General features: G+C 29.0%; 16 protein-coding genes. 5 read left to right on the top strand and 11 right to left on the bottom strand.

Features of this window, described 5'->3' with window-relative positions; translation table 11 throughout:
* Nucleotides 1-1,881 (bottom strand): tRNA uridine-5-carboxymethylaminomethyl(34) synthesis enzyme MnmG, encoded by a 1,881-nt coding sequence (gene mnmG, locus CRU95_RS09000; protein ID WP_129100807.1) that lies wholly within the window; start codon nucleotides 1,879-1,881, stop codon nucleotides 1-3.
* Nucleotides 1,882-2,053: 172 nt separating this feature from the next.
* Here mnmG and ribE point away from each other — a divergent pair, with 172 nt between their 5' ends.
* A complete protein-coding gene (gene ribE / locus CRU95_RS09005; protein WP_129100808.1) occupies nucleotides 2,054-2,671 on the top strand; it encodes a riboflavin synthase in 618 nt (205 codons plus the stop codon).
* Here ribE and CRU95_RS09010 read toward each other — a convergent pair.
* From CRU95_RS09010 to CRU95_RS09050, 9 genes are read right to left on the bottom strand one after another with little or no spacing between them, the layout of a single operon-like run.
* Nucleotides 2,663-4,354, bottom strand: coding sequence for a sensor histidine kinase (locus CRU95_RS09010; protein ID WP_129100809.1), 1,692 nt, complete (start codon nucleotides 4,352-4,354; stop codon nucleotides 2,663-2,665). The genes ribE and CRU95_RS09010 overlap by 9 nt on opposite strands.
* A complete protein-coding gene (locus CRU95_RS09015; protein ID WP_129100810.1) occupies nucleotides 4,354-6,363 on the bottom strand; it encodes an EAL domain-containing protein in 2,010 nt (669 codons plus the stop codon). Before CRU95_RS09015 ends, CRU95_RS09010 begins: the two co-directional genes overlap by 1 nt.
* A gap of 58 nt (nucleotides 6,364-6,421) precedes the next feature.
* Nucleotides 6,422-7,192, bottom strand: coding sequence for a rod shape-determining protein MreC (gene mreC, locus CRU95_RS09020; RefSeq protein WP_129100811.1), 771 nt, complete (start codon nucleotides 7,190-7,192; stop codon nucleotides 6,422-6,424).
* Complete coding sequence (locus tag CRU95_RS09025) at nucleotides 7,185-8,216, bottom strand: rod shape-determining protein (RefSeq protein ID WP_013136801.1); 1,032 nt, start codon at nucleotides 8,214-8,216, stop codon at nucleotides 7,185-7,187. Before CRU95_RS09025 ends, mreC begins: the two co-directional genes overlap by 8 nt.
* Before the next feature lie 21 nt (nucleotides 8,217-8,237).
* Complete coding sequence (gene clpX, locus CRU95_RS09030; protein ID WP_129100812.1) at nucleotides 8,238-9,461, bottom strand: ATP-dependent Clp protease ATP-binding subunit ClpX; 1,224 nt, start codon at nucleotides 9,459-9,461, stop codon at nucleotides 8,238-8,240.
* A 5-nt stretch (nucleotides 9,462-9,466) separates the two neighbouring features.
* Nucleotides 9,467-10,255: an acyl-ACP--UDP-N-acetylglucosamine O-acyltransferase gene (lpxA, locus tag CRU95_RS09035; protein ID WP_129100813.1), complete on the bottom strand. Its 789-nt coding sequence runs from the start codon at nucleotides 10,253-10,255 to the stop codon at nucleotides 9,467-9,469.
* A 7-nt stretch (nucleotides 10,256-10,262) separates the two neighbouring features.
* On the bottom strand, nucleotides 10,263-10,706 hold the full coding sequence (fabZ, locus tag CRU95_RS09040; RefSeq protein WP_129100814.1) for a 3-hydroxyacyl-ACP dehydratase FabZ: 444 nt from the start codon (nucleotides 10,704-10,706) through the stop codon (nucleotides 10,263-10,265).
* Between the two features lie 51 nt (nucleotides 10,707-10,757).
* On the bottom strand, nucleotides 10,758-11,801 hold the full coding sequence (gene lpxB, locus CRU95_RS09045; protein WP_129100815.1) for a lipid-A-disaccharide synthase: 1,044 nt from the start codon (nucleotides 11,799-11,801) through the stop codon (nucleotides 10,758-10,760).
* On the bottom strand, nucleotides 11,802-12,875 hold the full coding sequence (locus tag CRU95_RS09050; protein WP_129100816.1) for an epoxyqueuosine reductase QueH: 1,074 nt from the start codon (nucleotides 12,873-12,875) through the stop codon (nucleotides 11,802-11,804).
* A gap of 61 nt (nucleotides 12,876-12,936) precedes the next feature.
* Here CRU95_RS09050 and CRU95_RS09055 point away from each other — a divergent pair, with 61 nt between their 5' ends.
* Nucleotides 12,937-13,323 (top strand): hypothetical protein, encoded by a 387-nt coding sequence (locus CRU95_RS09055; RefSeq protein WP_258238670.1) that lies wholly within the window; start codon nucleotides 12,937-12,939, stop codon nucleotides 13,321-13,323.
* Here CRU95_RS09055 and CRU95_RS09060 read toward each other — a convergent pair.
* Nucleotides 13,320-14,045, bottom strand: a complete 726-nt coding sequence (locus CRU95_RS09060) for an IclR family transcriptional regulator (RefSeq protein WP_129100817.1) — start codon at nucleotides 14,043-14,045, stop codon at nucleotides 13,320-13,322. The genes CRU95_RS09055 and CRU95_RS09060 overlap by 4 nt on opposite strands.
* Nucleotides 14,046-14,396: 351 nt before the next feature.
* Between CRU95_RS09060 and CRU95_RS09065 the strand changes: the two genes are divergently transcribed.
* The 3 genes from CRU95_RS09065 to CRU95_RS09075 are packed head-to-tail and all read left to right on the top strand — an operon-like array spanning nucleotide 14,397 to nucleotide 19,133.
* The gene (locus CRU95_RS09065; RefSeq protein ID WP_129100818.1) at nucleotides 14,397-15,530 is read left to right on the top strand and encodes a CoA ester lyase; all 1,134 of its coding nucleotides are present in this window, start codon (nucleotides 14,397-14,399) and stop codon (nucleotides 15,528-15,530) included.
* Nucleotides 15,531-15,542: 12 nt separating this feature from the next.
* Nucleotides 15,543-18,062, top strand: a complete 2,520-nt coding sequence (locus CRU95_RS09070) for an aldolase/citrate lyase family protein (protein WP_129100819.1) — start codon at nucleotides 15,543-15,545, stop codon at nucleotides 18,060-18,062.
* 9 nt (nucleotides 18,063-18,071) lie between these two features.
* Nucleotides 18,072-19,133 (top strand): MaoC family dehydratase, encoded by a 1,062-nt coding sequence (locus CRU95_RS09075; RefSeq protein WP_129100820.1) that lies wholly within the window; start codon nucleotides 18,072-18,074, stop codon nucleotides 19,131-19,133.
* Nucleotides 19,134-19,136 lie beyond the last annotated feature (3 nt).

Here is a 19,136-nt window from a genome sequence, read left to right on the forward strand (position 1 = left end):
TTACTTTTGTATCTTACATTGTAAATTTATATACAAATGAATAACATCAACTGCAGCTGGTGTTATTCCTGAAATTTCTCCTGCATTGAAAAGAGTTGGTGGTCTAAACTTTTCTAGCTTTTCGATTGCTTCATTTGAAAGTCCAGGGATTTCTTTATAATCAAAATTTTCTGGTATTTTTAATTGAATCATTTTTTTCATTTTTTCTATTTGTTTTTGTTGTTTTTCAACATATCTATAATATTTCGCTTCAATTATTATTTGCTCTTTTATATAGTTATCTAGCTCTTTAAATTGAGGGCAAAGTTCATCAAAGTTTTCTGTTGTAACACCATTTCTTCCAACTATATCAAGTAATAAAACTCTATCTTTGATTTTATCTTGTCCAAGTTTTTCTAGAAGTTCTAGATTCTCTTTTTTTGAAGTAAACCACTCTTCTTTCATAAAATCAATTGCTCCTTTTATACATTTTTCTTTGTATTGTACTTTTTGGATTGTTTCATCACTTATAAGTCCAATTTTATGACCGTACTCACTAAGTCTTATATCTGCTCCTTCTTCTCTTAGAAGTAGTCTATATTCTGCTCGACTTGTAAACATTCTATATGGTTCAGCTGTTCCTTTTGTAACTAAATCGTCAATCAAAACACCAATGTATGCTTCATCTCTTCTTAGGATTAAAGGCTCTTTATTATCAATTGCAAGTGAAGCATTGATACCAGCCATTAGTCCTTGAGAAGCTGCTTCTTCATATCCTGTAGTAGCATTAATTTGCCCAGCATGATATAGGTTTTTTACTTTTTTAGTTTCAAGGGTATGTTTTAGTTCTGTTGGGTCAACATAATCATACTCTATGGCATATCCATATCTCACAATTTTGGCATTTTCTAAACCAGCTATTGAGTGTATCATCTCTTTTTGAACATCAATTGGCATAGAAGTACTTAATCCATTGATATAATATTCTGTTGCCATTGCAGTTTGAGGCTCTAAAAACAGTTGATGTCTATCTCTCTCAGAAAATCTATTTACCTTATCTTCAATACTTGGACAGTATCTAGGTCCACTTCCTTTGATTTGTCCAGTAAATAGAGGTGCTCTGTGGAAATTACTGCTTATTTTCCCATGTGTTCCCAAGTTTGTATATGTGATATAACAAGGGTGTTGTTTTGGGTTAAAAGTTGACTTATCTGTTCTAAATGAGAAAGGAGTTGGTTTTTCATCTCCTCCATGCTCTTCCATTTTTGAAAAGTCTATTGATTTTGCATCAATTCTTGCAGGTGTTCCTGTTTTTAATCTTCCAACATTTAGTCCAAACTCTTTTAGCTGTGTTGATAAAGTAGAAGAGGGTAATTCCCACGCTCTTCCCGCATCATAAGTTGAAGTTCCTATGTGAATAAGACCTTTCATAAATGTTCCCGTTGTAAGGATTACTTTTTTTGATTCGAACTCTTCACCAAGTTTTGTTTTTACACCACAAACCTCAAGACCATTTTCATCTTTTGTTAAAAGTGAACTTACTTCATCTTGATAGATTTCTAGATTTTCTGTATTGTGACATACTTTTCTCATGTATGTTCTATATCTATCCATATCAATTTGTGCACGACTTCCTTGAACTGCTGCACCTTTAGAAGCGTTTAATATTCTAAATTGAATACCTGCACTATCTGTACAAAGTCCCATCTCTCCACCAAGGGCATCTAATTCTCTTACTAAATGTCCTTTTGCCAATCCACCAATAGCGGGGTTACAACTTGCTGCTCCGATTTGTTCAACTAGCATAGTTACAAGAAGAGTTTTTTTACCCATTCTTGCACTTGCCAATGAGGCTTCAATTCCAGCATGTCCTCCACCGACTACGATTACATCATATTTCATTTTATCTCCATAAGTATACAATTGTCTAATGTATCTTTATCTTTTTTTGTTTATATTGAAAAGTGTTTGAAAGTTAGGTTAAAAAATTAGAATAGTTTAAAATTAGCTTCTCAATAAGTTTTCGGTATTATACCAAATATTTCAAGATTTACAGCAATTTTAAAGGAAAAACATGTTCACAGGACTAATAAGAGAGATGGCTGAGGTGCTAAGTTTCAAATCAAATGTACTTACACTAAAAGCAAAATATGAACCAAAGATTGGAGACTCTATCTCAATAAATGGAGCATGTTTGACAGTTGTTAGAGTTTCAAGTGGGACATTTAGTGTAGAACTTTCTCCTGAATCTCAAAAAATATTAGCTATGGAAAACTATAAAGGTAAGGTTCACATGGAGCCTGCTATGATGATGGGTGATAGATTTGAAGGACATATTGTACAAGGTCATGTGGATTGTCTAGGAACTGTAAAATCAATAAAAAAAAATGGAAATTCTACTGATTTTATAATCTCTCTACCTAAAGAGTATTCAAAATATATTATTCCAAAGGGAAGTGTTAGTATTGATGGGGTTTCTTTAACTGTTAATGAAGTGATGGAAGACTCTTTTAGGCTTACAATTATTCCCCATACTGTTGAAAATACTCTGTTTAAAACTTATAAAATAGGCTCAAAAGTAAATTTAGAAACAGATATGTTTGCAAGATATATTTACAATATGTTTAAAAAAGATAAAAAAAGTGATGACTTAACCTGGGGGCAAGTTGATAAGATGATGGCATCATATTAAATCTTTATAAAGGGTGATTGTAAAGACTGCTTTATTGTCTAAGTTTTTGGCAGATATTTTACCATGAAAGTTATTTTCAATAATTAATTTAGACATATAAAGCCCTAGTCCAGTCCCTTGTTGTGCTTCTTTTGTTGATTTGTAAGGTTCGAAGATTTTATCTTTTATAGAATCTTCTATTCCACCTCCATTGTCAGAAATTTTTATGTTTATAATATTCTTTTTGCTAGATAACTCTATTGTGATTTTTTTATCAGCTTCTTCATTACTCATTTTTAATGCATCTATTGAATTATTTAAGATATTAATTATTACATGTTTAAATTCATTTTCATAAGAAGTTATAGTATATTCATTTATTGAATTAGAATTATTTATAATCTCACACGATACATAATCATTTAAAAATTTTGCATCAATTAAGGTAATGGTATCTTTTATTGCATCTAAAATATTAAATTTGTTTTTTTCTTTTGAGGGTTTTAAAAAATCTCTAAAGTCATTTATTGTATGGGACATATAAGATAAACTATTTTTTATTTTGTTTGAAATAGTTTCAAACTCTTCATCACTTAAAAGATTTAGCTGTTTTTTGAATTCTATTTCTTGTATCAAAACAGAGATTTGATTCAATGGCTGTCTCCATTGGTGCGCAAGTATTGCTATCATCTCTCCCATTGCAGATGTTTTTGATTGTTGGATTAGTATTTCTTGCTGTGAAGTAATTTTATCAAAAAGTTTTTTTGGAATCCTAGCTAAATAATAAGCTGAAAGAAAAGCTATGAATATAACTAAGGCAAATAATAAAAAGATTTTATAGTCAAAAAAAGCCAAAAATCTATTGAGCCAACTTTTTGAAGAAAAAGCTATAAACAAGTTCTCATAATCAGAACTTTTTATTAATAAATCTTCAAAAATAATAGAATTTTTATTTATTACTTTTGCTTTTTTTAAATATCTTGTCCATTCATTTTGCAAGTTATTATTAGATACTAAAACTTCTTTATCTTGGTCGTAAATAGTTATATCAAAATCTTTTGATTCTTTTATAGTGTCTAATAATTCTTCTGCAAAAATATTTATTATGAGGATACCAACTCTTTTATTCTCTTCAAAAATAGGTACTGCAAATCTTAAAACTGGTTTATAAGGAATTTCTATTTTTTTATTTTCTATATTTAAATCGATTTTTGAGGTATAAACTTCACCTTTTGCTAGTTTGATACTTTTTTCAAAATAATCTCTATGTTCTTTATTTTGTAAAATAGGATTTTTTATGATTTTGTAATTACTATTTACATTTGATCTATCAATTCTTATTTGTTCTTGTCCTTTTATATCAATATATCTCAATTGAGTTATATGTTTATCATAAGAAACAAAACTTTCAAAAAGGGATATGGAATTCTTTAGATTCTCTTTAGAAGGATTTTTTAGATAGATTGTAAACAAAGGATTTATTTGTATAGATTTTAAAAGTTGCTTATAGTTATCATAGTATTTGTTTATAGTATTTGTTTTTTGAGAATCTTCATGTTGTGCTTTCTCTTTATAAATAATATCTCTATATTTTACAATCTCATATAGTGCAAAACACAGTATTAAAATAGTAAAAGATACAGCTGATAATATGAAAAATATACTAAATTTTTTAAGATAATTTTCTTTTTTTATTTGTTCCATTATTTGAAATCTTCTATAGGTTTTGGTTTACTAAAATAGTACCCTTGAAACCAATCAACACCAAGACTTTTGAGAGTTTCAAAAGTCTTTTCATCTTCAACAAATTCAGCAACAACTTTGATATCTAGTTTTTTGCAGAAATTAACTATAGCCTCTACTAAAACATATCCTTTGTATTCATTCACTTTTTTTATTAAACTTCCATCTATTTTAATTTTATCTATTGGTAGAGTAAAAAAATACTCAAAATTTGAATATCCTGCTCCAAAATCATCAATAGCAATTTTTGCTCCATAATCTTTCATTAAGTTACAAAAATTAATAGTCTTTTCTATATCTTTTAATCCTTCACTTTCCAATAATTCTATAGTTATAATAGAACTATATTTTAATAGTTTCTCTTCTAAAAAAAGTATGATTTCGGGATTTGAGATATCTTCAAAAGATAGATTTATAGATATTTCTTTTTGCAAAATACTTGTGCATTGTAAAGATTTTTCTATAATTGTTTTTGTAAATTTAGAGTAGTTTTTCGAAGCTTTTATTTGCTCTAAAAAGAAAAAAGGAGTTAGCACTTTATTATCTTCTGTGTCAATTATTCTAGCTAAAGCTTCATATTTTACTACATTTTTATTTTTGTCTATTATTGGCTGAAAATAAGGAATAATTTTATCTTCATCAAAGGCGTTTTTTATCTTTTTTTGTAACTGTAAATTTCTAGCAAATATATTTTTTATTCCTTTAATTTTATTATAAATGACAAAATCTTTTTTTGATTCTCTTGCTACATCTTTTGCAATTAAAGCTTCTGTTAAAATATCTTCTTCTTCATTATAAGCAATTCCAAAAGTAAAAGATATATCTAAAGATACATTTTCTTCTATTTCAAATGAATTATCTTCTAATTTATTTATTAAATTACTCATTATTGCATTAATATCATCATCTTCTAAAGGGCTTTTCGGTAAAACTAAAAGTACAAATTTATCAGACTCAAGTTTGTATAATTCAAATAAGAGTTCCTCTTTTTGTTCTACATTTATGATTTTTAATATTTTTTGGGAAACGATTTTTAAGATTTTATCTCCCATTTTATATCCATATAATTTTGTAAGTTTTCTAAAATCATCTAAATCAATTATACAAAGCATTAAATCACTAGTAGAAAGTTCATTTATCCTTTTATATAAAGCAAATTTATTTTTTAAATTTGTACTTTGATCAATATAGAGGCTTTCTATTATTTGATCTTTTTTCTTTAATGTTTTTGTTAAATCTTTGAGAATAAGATTTATTGTTTTTACATCATCCCCATATTCATTTGCAAATGCAGTTATATTTACAGTATATTGTTCTTCATTTATTTTTAAAGATAAGTTTTTATGAAATATATTTAAGTCATTAACACTTTCTAAAATATGTAAAAAGTTTTCATCACTTATACACTCTTTTATATTTGTTATTTTTATTTTATCTGGATTGAATAAATCAAATTCTATTGAATTTTCTGTAGAGATACTTAATATCTCACCTTCTTGTGAAATATCAAGTATCAAATTTGAGAAATTGACTGCTTTTTTGAATTGTTCAAGTTGTTGTTTCTTCTTCTCCAATTCTTTTTTAGTTGATATGATTTTTGCTAATTTCGTAATTGATTGTATCAAAGAAGTTATATTTAAAGGTTTTGTGATAAATGCATCAATATTTAGTTCTATTGCTTTATGTAAGTAATCTATCTCATCATGTGCTGTTGTGATTAAGATTGGTATATTTAAATTTAATTCTTGTATCTTTTTTGATAACTCAAGACCATCTAATTTTGGCATTTTTATATCTGTTATAACTAAATCAATTGTTTGGTTTTTTATTATTTCTAGTGCTTGAAGTCCATCACTAGCTGGATAAATCTTTTTTGATAAAAGTTTTAAGGTAGAGGATAGTGACTCTCTAACAGTTGCATCATCTTCAACATATAGAATTGATAAATCATTAATAAGTGTAGTTGACATAAGAATCCTTTATTAAATAAATTTAATCATAAAGATACTTACTGACGACTTAATAAAATTATTTAGTTTTTTTTAGTGACTTTTTAGAATATATATAGAAGAAATTTTGATTAAGTGCATTAATATAAGGTTCAATTTGAGCTTCCTGCATATCTGCCATTTTTTTGATTGCTATTACTTTACCAACTTTTAGACCTTCAAAAAAGATATTATCCATGCCAGAAGTTATTACTTCATCTCCTATTTTTATATTTATCCAAATTGGAATAAATTTTGCTAAAAGGATATTTGAATTTGCTTTACCATGAGTAATTCCAGGTGCTTTATTTTCACCAATATAAACCGCATAATTACTTTTTTCATTTCCATTTAATAAAGCTAGTGCTTGATTATTTTTATTTACAACTATTCCAGCTGCATAGTTTTCAGAAATCAATCCCTCTATTTGAGAGTCTGTTTTTTTTGCATCTAACCAAACTTTTGTAAAGTCATCAAATTCAACATATGATAATACTTGTGCAAGTCTTAAATCAGCTTTGTAGTTTTTTAAGTCCACATGAACGTCTTTTATGTGAGTAAGTTCTAAGTTTTTTTCTGCATAAAGTAGTCTAAATTTTTTTAAATCTTGGTTCTCTAGGGTAAGATCTTCTATGGTTTGGGCTTGAAAAAAATATTTTGTTAAGGTCTCTTCAACAATTACAAGTTTTTCTGTGTAGTAATCTTTTATCTTATTGATAAAAATAAATTTTGAAGATAATGATTGGTCTACATTAAAAATGTATAGACCAACCATGATTATAAAAAGGAGAACGAAGAGTAGTTTATTCATTAGAAATTAATCTTAATAAAGCTTCCTCATCTAATACTTTACTTGTACCGTAAGCTACAGCTAAAAGTGGCTCATCAGCAACTCTAACTGGTAATTTAATAATATCAGCTAAATATGTGTCTAAACCTCGAATAAGTGCTCCACCTCCTGTTAGTGTAACACCATTATCAACAACATCACCTGCTAAATCAGGTGGCATATCTTCTAATACACTTCTTACAGCAGCAACAATTTCTCTAAGTGGTTCTTTTATTGCTGTTCTAACACCTTCAGAACCTAATTCAATAGTAGATAAAAGCCCAGAGTTATCTCTACCTTTTACTCTTATTTTTAACTCTTGGTCAAGTTTAACAGCAGTTCCTATTTCTATTTTGATAGTTTCAGCAGTTCTTTCACCAATATATAAATTATAATTTTGTCTTACATAATCCATAATCGCTTTATCACATCTGTCACCAGCTGTTTTAATTGATTTAGATAGAACTAGTCCCCCAAGTGAAGTAACACCTATCTCAGTTGTACCCCCACCAATATCCACAACTACATAACCAGATGGATCAGAAACTGGAATTCCAGCCCCAATTGCAGCTGCCATTGGTTCTTCCACTAAGAATACTTCTCTTGCTCCTGCACTTAGTGCTGACTCTCTTACAGCTTTTCTTTCAACTTGAGTAATTCCATAAGGAATACAAATGATGATTCTAGGTCTTATAAAAGATTTTCTTGAGTGAGCTCTTTCGATAAAATATCTAATCATTCTCTCTGTCATTTCAAAGTCTGCTATAACTCCATCTCTCATTGGTCTAACAGCTTGAATATTCAAAGGTGTCTTCCCTATCATCTGTTTAGCTTCAACACCTACTGCTAATATTTTATCTTTTCCATACTTATCATGTTGAACAGCTACAACTGATGGTTCATTGATAATAATACCTTTTCCTTTTACAGAAACGATAGTATTCGCAGTACCAAGGTCGATAGCCATATCATTAGAAAAGAATCCAATTAATTTGTCTAAAAACATATACTCTTTCTCCTTTTTAAATTAAGCGATTTTTGGGTCTTTTTTATCACTTACTACATCTTTTGTAATAGTGATAGTTTTCTCTTTGTAATTTGGTAAATCAAACATAATATCAAGCATAATATCTTCTAAAATTGATCTAAGACCTCTTGCCCCTGTTTTTCGCTCAATTGCTTTTTTAGCAATAGCAAGTAAAGCATCTTTGTCAAATTCTAAATTTACTTTGTCCATCTCAAAAAGTTTAATATACTGTTTTATTAAAGCATTTTTTGGTTCAGTTAAAATATGAACCATATCTTCTTCTGTTATCTCATTTAATGTAGCAATCATATGTAATCTACCGATTAATTCTGGAATTAGGCCATATTTAACTAAGTCATCAGCTTCAACTAAAGAGATAAGATCAGATTCATCTTTTTTACTACTTTTAGTTTGGTTAAAACCTAAAACATTATTACCTTTTTTTCTTTTGATAATCTCTTCTAAGCCGTCAAAAGCACCACCACAAATAAATAAGATATTTGTAGTATCCACTTGAGTCATATCTTGACCTGGATGTTTTCTTCCACCTTTTGGTGGAACATTTACAACACTTCCTTCGATGATTTTAAGCATAGCTTGTTGAACACCTTCACCTGATACATCTCTAGTGATTGATCTATTTTCACTCATTCTAGCTATTTTATCAATTTCATCTATAAAAATAATTCCAGTTTCTGCTTTTTTAATATCACCATTAGCTGCTTGTAAAAGTCTAGTAATAACATTTTCAACATCATCTCCAACATAACCAGCTTCTGTCAAACTTGTAGCATCTGCTATTGCTAAAGGAACATCTAAATATCTTGCGATTGTTTGTGCAAGTAGTGTTTTACCAGAACCTGTTGGTCCTATTAGTAAAACATTTGATTTATTAATCTCTGTATCTTCACCAATTTCATCTCTTCTAAAAATTCTTTTATAATGGTTATATACCGCAACTGAAAGAACCTTTTTAGCTCTATGTTGTCCAACGACATAATCATCAAGTAAAGCTTTTAATTCACTTGGTGTATGAAGTTTTATTTCACTTTCTGCTTTAACATCAGGATTTAATGTTTGTTCATCTTCTGCTGGTTCTTTACCACTAATAATATCATGGGCAGCGTTTACACAAGATTTACAAATACAAGCATTGTCTCCTGATATTACTGGATTTTGAGCACTATCTATTGCTCCACAAAAATCACATTTTAATTTGCTCATATGTTCTATCTCTCCTGCTTTCTTATAAAGGGAATACCTCTTTTTGTATTTATAATAAAGTTTGCAAATTCTAATACATATTTATTATCTTGAGTTTTTACTAATTCATTTGCAATCTCTTGGATTGGCTGTCCTGATTCAAAAACATCTTTGTATGCTTTTTTCACAGCATTTATATCTTCTCTTCCTAGTCTTCTTCTAAGTCCATTTAGATTTAGACCTCTAAGATTTGCTCTATTTCCTTCTGCTAAACAAAAAGGTGGTATGTCTTGAGTTAAGACAGAACCTCCACCAATCATAGCATGGCTTCCAATTTTGCAAAACTGGTGAATTGGTGTTAATCCACCAACAACTACATAATCATCAATTTCAACATGTCCTGCAAGTGTTGCAACATTTGCAAATACACAATGATTCCCAATAATTACATCATGGGCAACATGCACATAACCCATAAAAAGATTATTATCACCAATTTTTGTAATTGAACCTCCACCTTTAGTCCCTGGATTAAAAAGTGTGAATTCTCTAATTTTATTATTGTTTCCAATAATTAGTTCAACTTCTTCACCATCAAATTTTAAATCTTGAGGATCAGTTCCAAGGGCTGCATGTGAGTAAATCTTATTATTATCACCAATTGTAGTTTTACCTTCAATTACAGTATGTGAGCCAATTATATTTCCATTTCCAATTTTTACATTAGAGCCTATGATAGTATAAGCGCCAATAGTAACATTATCACCGATAATTGCGCCATCTTCTATTATAGCTGTTTTATGGATATTATTCATATATTTATTATTTATCCACTACCATAGCTTTTAATTCAGCCTCTGCAACTAACTTATCATCAACAAAAGCTTTACCATCAAGCACTATTAAAGTACCTCTTAGTTTTTTTACTTCAATTCTGTATTCTAATTTATCACCAGGTTTTACTGGTGTTCTAAATTTTGCCCCATCAATACTCATGAAATAAATAACTTTACTTTTCATCTCTTCATATGATAAATCATTGCTTTTTAAAGCTAAGATTCCACCAGCTTGCGCCATTCCTTCAAGAATTAATACACCTGGATAAATTGGATGCCCAGGGAAATGTCCCATAAAAGCAGGTTCACTAATAGAGATATTTTTAAAACCAATGATACTTTTGCCTTCTTCCATGCTTGTAATTCTATCTACAAGTAAGAAAGGGTATCTATGTGGAAGTATCTCTTGAATCTGTGTAACGTCTAGCATATATTTTCCTATATCTTTTTATTTAAGGCATATATTCTATCAAAATTTAAATTAGTTTTGAATTATGCGAGCCACATTCTTAGAACTTCCAAATTTAAGATATTCTCTTAGAACTTTTGAATTTTCCATAAACTTGTTTGTATCCATTTTTTTATAATCATTTAAGAGGTTTTCAACAGTTACATTTTCTTGTAAAAACTCACTATGAATTAGCTCTTTACCCATCTTTGAAAAGAATATATTTGCTAATCCAACAGCTGGAAGTTTTACAAGTCGTGAACCTATAAAATAATCTAACTTCTTAGCGATATAGCTAAGTGTAAAAGGTGTTCCAATAAGTGCTGCTTCTAGGGTTGCTGTCCCACTACAAATAAAGGCATAATCGCTTTTCTTAAGGCTTTCATGGGCATTATTTGAAATAGTAAATGCTGAAATATCTCCATAAATGTTCTTAATATATTCTTCATCAAACTTAGAAGGGATAATTAAAATGTACTCTTTATTTGGAATATTTTTAATAAGTTTTTTAAATATTGGCATAAGATTTATAATCTCATTTTTTCTGCTTCCTGGCATAAAAGCTATTTTGTTAGAAGTTGAAGCTGTAGTTTTATAATCTTCTATTTCATCAAGTAAAGGGTGACCAACATAAGTGATTTTTTCTTTTTTTGAGTAATAATCTTTTTCAAAAGGTAAGATTGAACAAAGCTTATCGCAATATTTTTCAATTTTAGGAATTCTTCCTTTTTTCCATGCCCAGGCTTGTGGTAAAATATAATAAATAACCTCTTTATTTGGATATTTTTTCTTAATTGCTTTTGCTAGCGGTAAATTAAAACCAGAAGAGTCCATAAGTAAAACTTTATCAGCATCTTTTGCTAATTCTACCATTTCATCTTTTAGTTTAAAAAAGAAAGGTAACCTTTTTAGGGCATCTACAAATCCCATGATAGCAAGTTGCTCAATATCATAATTTGGATTTCCAAGTTTTTTATCAAATATTCCAATAAGTTCAATGTCATCATTTAGGTGTTTTTTAAGTTCTGCTAAATGTATATTTGAAGAAGTTTCCATAGCGCTTACTAGAAGTTTCATTTATATAATTACCTCTTTTACATCTTCATAGGTTTTTGCATCAATAGAAATCTCATATTTCCCTTCACTTATCTCATCAACAACTATAATTGCAGATAAGCCATAAGGATTTTGAGTGATTTCATTTCTTACTTTTAGTTCAGCTTCAAAAGTCAAAGGATGATACATCAAGTCTTTAACATCTCTATAGTGAGATTGAGTAAAATCATTGAAAGTATCTATTGTGATTATTTTAACTTCATCTTTATTTAAATAGTGAACTTCTGCTTTTTCAAATGCTATTTTTCCACTTGTTCTACCTTTACTTATTGTTGAATAACATAAAAAATATGAAGGAATAACTTCTTTATTTACTTTAACTTTTGCATTTAAAAGTCTATAGTTTAGAAATTTTTGTTTAACTATTTTATATGGAATATTTGTTTCATCTAAATTTGTTCTATTATTATATAATTCTAGTCGATATTCTATTGATTGGGGTAAAATTTGGTTTGAAATAGGTAAAAACATCTCATCCATAAGTTTATCTTGACTCTCTCTTTGGGGAGCTAATCCAAATAAACAGCCGCAATAATTTTGTCTATAAAAAGAGTTTTCTTTTACAACTTTTGCTTGCTCTTCCATTCCTTTACCACTTCTATAATCTTTGAAAATCCATTGTAAATCATATCTTTTTTCTAAATCGGCTCCAATTATTTCTAATTTTTCTTGTGATTTTTTTGGTGAGATAAGTAGGGTTGTAGTAAATTTGTCGTGACCTAATTCAACAGCTTTTTTTACACTTGTTTCTAATCTATCATCATAACAAACTGTGCATCTATCACCTTTTTCAGGTTCATTCTCTAGGCCTTTTACTTTTCTTAACCACTCTTCAAGATTATATGGGCCTTCTATTAATTCTATGCCTAATTTATGGCAAGAGTATTCAACATCTTTTAGTCTTAGTAAATATTCATTGTAAGGATGAATATTAGGGTCATAAAAAAAACCAACTAATTTTTCATCGGGGAAATCTTGTTGTAGTCTTTCTAAAAAATAGTGACTATCAACGGAACAACATATGTGAACGAGCATTTAAATCCTTTATTTAATCGTATTATAGTAAAATTATTTTCAAATTCAAAGAGGATCTATTTTGTTAAAAAAAATTACTAGTTTTATTTTTATTATTTTATTTTTTTCATCTTGTGCACAAAAACAGGTTATACACTCTACAAGTGCGACGATTCTTATAAAAACACCTACTATGAAATTTTATGATAAAGGCTTTATTTCTAAGTTTAATAATTATACTCAAGTTCAAATTTACAGTGCAGGGAAAACTATTTTGGACATGAAAATATATAAAGATAGAGTTTGTACTTCTACTTTTGAGTGTGAAAGTATAAAAGAGTTTAATAGAAAATATTTGAGCAGTTCTTATGAAGATGATTTTTTAGAAACTGTTTTTAATAACAACAAAAAAGAGACAGTTTTTAGGGATAAAGAACATAATATTTTAATAAAGATAAAAAAAGATTAAATAACAGGATTAACCAAGTCAAAAATCTTTTTACCTAGTTCGTGGGACTTTTGTTTATTTACCCTTGCAGATAATCCAGATATTCCAAGAGTTCCTACAAACTCTTTTTTATTATTGAAGTAGGGAACAGCTATTGAGAAAAGTCCAAATTCGTACTCTTCAAAACCAATGGCATAACCATTTTTTTTCACTTCTTCAATCTCTTTTTTTAGCCTTGTAACGGTAGTAATTGTATTTGCTGTGTATTTTTTCAAATCTAAAGTTTTAAAATCCACATTTTCATATGCTAATAAAACTTTTCCAAAGGCATTGGCATGTAGTGGGGCATGAAGACCTATAGAGTCTTTTGTTTTTAAAACTCGATTTGATTTATCCACTTGATTTAAATATAAAACGGCATTTTTTTCAAGTATTCCAATATATGAACACTCTTGGGTTAAATAAAATATTTCATCAAGTAAAGTTCTTGTTTTCTCAACTATTTTATTTCTAGCTTCTATTTGTGATATATTATTCATAATATCACTTAAAACTATCTCTTTAGAGTTTTCAACATATTCGATGAAACCTTCATTTACTAAAGTTGTGATAAGTCTTGACATGGTACTTTTATCTATATCATGGGTTTGACATAAAAAGTTAGCTGTTAAAGGTTTATTTGAATTCATGATTGATTTTAAAATCAACAAACCTTTTGTTAATGACTTATTTTGATTTTGCAATATATTATCTCTTTATTTAATTTTGTTTATTTTAACATTTTTTATTTAAATTGCTTTTGTTTTTGTCTGTGTATGTTTAATTTTAACTTAATAGATTTTTATTTGACCAAAAGTAACATCTTAATTAAATAATTACAAAAGTTTTATTTTAGATTGCAAGATTTATTGAAAAAATTTTCTCACTATGTGAAACTTGCTTTTAAAACATTTTGTAAAAGCACTTAAAGATGGTATTTAGAACTATTTATAAATTATTACTTAATATAAAAATTAATATTATAATTTATATTTGAGTTTATTTTACCTATGGATTAATTCCCTTACAAAAAGAAAATTATAAAGGTAAATATCATGACTTCTTCTGTAATAGATTTATCAAAATTAACAGCAAATGACGATTTGAAACCAGTACTTGGTGGATATTGGCCAGGGATTCAAATATATTATCCTCCAATTAAGTTTAATCCACTAGATGGAAGCTATGAGACTATGGAGCAAGCAAAACTTAGACTTCAAAAACACGCTTATAAAACAAAAGCACATACAGTGTTATTTGATTTAGAAGATGGTTGTAGACAAAAAGCTATGAGTAGGGAACTTTTAATTCAAGAGTTACCAAAATTTCCTCAAAGGGATTTTCAAATAGCTATTAGAATTAACCCTTTTAGAACTGATGAGTATGAAGAAGATTTAAAGATGTTAAAACAAGTTCATAAATACATCGATGCAATTGTATTAGCAAAAGCTGGTGAAGTTTATGGAGATGCTGAGATTAGAGATTTATCTTCTTGGTTGGTTTCTATTGGTAGTAGTTTACAAATTCAACCAATCATTGAGCATCCAAAATCACTTCAAATAGCTGATAGACTTATGAGTCACTCAACTGTTCAACATGTGGTATTTGGTATCCATGACTTCTCAAAAGCAATGGCATATAAAATCACACCTGAGGGTTGGATTGATGAGTTAGAGACATTTTTTAATATGCTTACAATGGAAGCTAGAATTAAAGGTAAAGGTGTAATTGGAGGGGTTGAAGTTTTACTTACTCCTAATTCATTACCTGATTCTTGTGTTGAGAAAAAAGATATTAGAAGATGGTTAGATTTACATGGTGATAATGCTTCACGACATGTTTATGAACACGCAAAAAGAGAGACAGCTATGGGCTTAACAGGTAAACAAGTAATTACTCCAAACCACATAAATGTTTGTAAAGTTGCTTTTACTCCAAGTCCTAAAGAAATAGCAAAAGATATAGAAATATTAAGTGCTGCAATTGAAGCAGATGCACTTTTAAGTGGAGCTATTAGATATAAAGGTGAGATGTTAGATCCTCCAATGTTTGGTAAGTCTTTGCAAAATCTTCTAAGAGGATATGCACTTAGAAGTTTAAGTAAAGAGGATCAATCTTTTGCCTTAACAGTATTAAATAAAATGCCGTTACATACATTTAAAGAAAACTGGCCTTATGGTCAAATATAGTAAGGAGATAATATGAGTTCAACTATTAAAATCGAAGTACCTGAATTTTTAAATATCGGGGTTGCTTGTACATCAGCTCATTTGGGAACACCAAAAGAGAATAATACAGCAATGGTTATAGAAGATGACAAATTAGGTACTGATGAAATAACATATAAAGATTTAGCTAAAAAATCTGATCAAGTTGCAAATTTCCTTACAAGTATTGGAATTGGGGCAAGAGATAGAGTTTTAGTTTGTTTGAAAAATTCATTGGCTTATCCAATTTCATTTTTTGGAAGTATCAAAGCTGGAATTATTGCAGTTCCTACTTCTACACTTTTAAGTGGTTCTGAGGTTAAGTATCTTGCAGAAGATTCTCAAGCAAGTGCTATAGTATTATCTGCAACTATGTATGAAAACCTAGTTCCATACTTAGAAAATGTAGATAATCTAAAAACAATAATTGTAGCAGCAATTGATAGTGTTGATAATCTTAAAAAACCAAAAGGTATAAATGTATATTCTTTAAATGAGATTTTAAAAAATGGTGATGCAACACCAAATCATTACAAATCAAAATCAGGTGAGCCTGCATATTTGGTTTATACATCAGGAACAACTGGTTATCCAAAGGGTGTTTTACATTCACATAGATCACTTGTGGGAAGAACTCCTGCAACTGAGTATTGGTTTAACTTTAAAGAAAATGACAGAATTATGCACTCTGGGAAGTTTAACTGGACTTATGTTTTAGGTTCAGCTTTGATGGATCCTTTATATAATGGTCATACAGTTATTGCTTATGAAGGTGCAAATGATGCCTCAACTTGGATAAACCTAATTAAAAAACATAAATGTACTATTTTTATTGGAGTTCCAACTATTTATAGACAAATTATCCAAAAAACAAAAACAACGATTGAAGATTGTCCAAGTTTAAGATACTGCATGAGTGCAGGAGAGCATTTATCAGATGAGATGTTAGGACTTTGGAGAGAAAGATTTAAACAAGATATTTATGAAGCAATAGGTATGAGTGAATGTTCTTATTATATTTCACACTCTGTTAATAATCCAATTAGACCAGGAAGTGCAGGTTTTGTACAACCAGGACATATCGTAAAACTAATAGATCCAAATACTTTAGAAGAAGTAGATACTGAAGAAGAGGGAATGATTTGTATAGGAGTTGATGATCCAGGGTTATTTTTAGAGTATTGGCAACTAGATGATGAAACATCAAAAGCTAAACATGATGGATACTTTTTCACAGGTGATTATGCTAAAAAAGACAAAGATGGCTATATTTGGTTTATAGGTAGAAAAGATGATATTATCAATACTTTTGGATTTAGAGTATCTCCACATGAGATTGAAAGAGTTGTAAAAACTCATGATAAAGTTGCTGATTGTGTTGCTTTTGGTTTAGATATTGAAAAAGATAAAACATTAGTTGCCATTGCAGTAATTGGACATAAACCTTTAAGTGAAAAAGAAGAAGCTGAGATTTTAAAATATTCTCAAGATAACTTGGCAAAATACAAAGCGCCTAAAAGAATCTTTGCCATGAGTGATTATCCAAGAACTAAAAATGGTAAAGTTTTAAGAAAACAACTTGTTAAAAATATCCATGAACAAGAAGTGGCTTTAAGTGTTGGTGAAGAGATTATTGAATACAAAGCAAGAAGATCACTTTTATATGTACCTTCATATAATAAAAAGTATGTGCAAAAAGCAAAAACTGTTTTAGCAGATACTGTGATTTTTGATTTGGAAGCTATTTTAACAGAACAAAAAGAAGCTGGAAGAGCTGTTTTAAAAGAAGTATTTAAAGAAGAGGGTTCAAAATTTGGGGAATCAGAAAGAATTCTTAGAGTTAATAATCTAGGAAGCGAAGATTTACAAAAAGATTTACAACTAGCAAAAGAGATAGAACTTGATGGAATACTTTTTTCTAAAATAGATAATAAAGAAGATGTGTTAGAAGCTGCAAAACTAATTGATGAGGTAAACCCAGAATTAACAATGATGATAATGATTGAGTCGCCATTGTCAGTTTTAAATATCCAAGAAATATGTGCTGCATCTTCTAGAGTAGAAGTAGTAGTTGCAGGTTCTAATAAACTTGCAAATAGACTGCAAATAGATGTAAAAAAAGGTTCAAAAGCTATTCTTAATTATCTATGTCAAATATCACTTGCTGCTAAAGCTTATGATAAAGTAGTAATTGATGGACCTCATTATGATGTACATGATGAGTTTGCTTGTGAAGATTCTACAAAAGATGCCTTTGATTTAGGATTTGATGGAAAAGCTTTAGTTCATCCTGTGCAAATAGAGTATATAAATGATATCTTTACTCCAAAAAGAGAAGAGGTAAAAGAGTATGAAGAAATGATTTCTCTATATGAAGATGCTGTAAAAGATGGTAAAGAAGTTATTTTATATCAAGATAAACTTGTGGATATAAGTAGAATCAAATGGGCTAAAAAGATGATAACACTTTATGAGACTTATAAATCTTTAGGTCAAAATCTATTTGGTAAATAAGGAAGAAAAATGTCTAAAATAAGTACTAAAATCAATTTTGGGAACTTCTTTGAAGATTTTGAAATTGGTCAAAAAATAGTTCATCCACTTCCAAGAACAATAAGTGATGGTGATGTATCTTTTTACATCGCCCTTACTGGAAGTAGATTTTCTCTAAATTCATCGGATATTTTAGCTCAAGATATGGGTTATGCAAAAAAACCACTTGATGATTTGTTGATGTTTCATTTGACATTTGGAAAATCTGTTCAAGATATCTCTTTAAATGCAATTGCAAATTTAGGTTATGCCGAAGTGTCTTTCCCCAATCCCGTATTTGTAGGAGATACAGTAAGACTTGAGACTGAAATTATAGGTTTAAAAGAGAATTCAAATGGTAAAAGTGGAGTGGTTTATGTGCACTCTATTGGATACAACCAAGATGAAAATGAGGTATTAAATTTAAAAAGATGGGTTATGGTTCATAAAAGAAATAAAGGTGAAATGAGTGGAATAAATACTGTTCCAACTTTTGCAAAAACTCAAACCATAGCACAAGAGATAAATATTCCAGTTTTAAAAGATATAAACACTGATGTTACAGGTGGAGTTTATTTTTTTGAAGATTATGAAGTAGGTGAGAGATTAAATCATGCAGAAGGTATTACTATTGATGATAGTGATCATACCTTAGCTACTAAACTTTATCAAAATAATGCAAAAGTACATTTTGATGATTTTATGATGAAAAGCACTCCAATGGGTCAAAGACTTATGTATGGGGGACATGTTATCTCAATAGCTAGAAGTATTTCATATAATGGCTTACAAAATGCCCAATGGATTTACTCAATAAATAGTGGAGCTCACGCCAATCCAACATATGCAGGAGATACTATTTATGCCTTTACTGAAGTAATTGAAACAATTAATCATGAAAGAGAAGATTTGGGATTATTGCGACTTCGAACAGTAGCACTTAAAAACCAAAGACCAGAGACTTTTGATACTACTTTTGATGAAAATGGGAAGTATAAAAAAGAAGTTGTATTAGATTTAGATTACACTGTTGTAATCCCTAAAAAAAATTAAATT

It is taken from the genome of Arcobacter sp. F2176, assembly GCF_004116465.1.
Classification (GTDB): domain Bacteria; phylum Campylobacterota; class Campylobacteria; order Campylobacterales; family Arcobacteraceae; genus Arcobacter; species Arcobacter siniprincipis.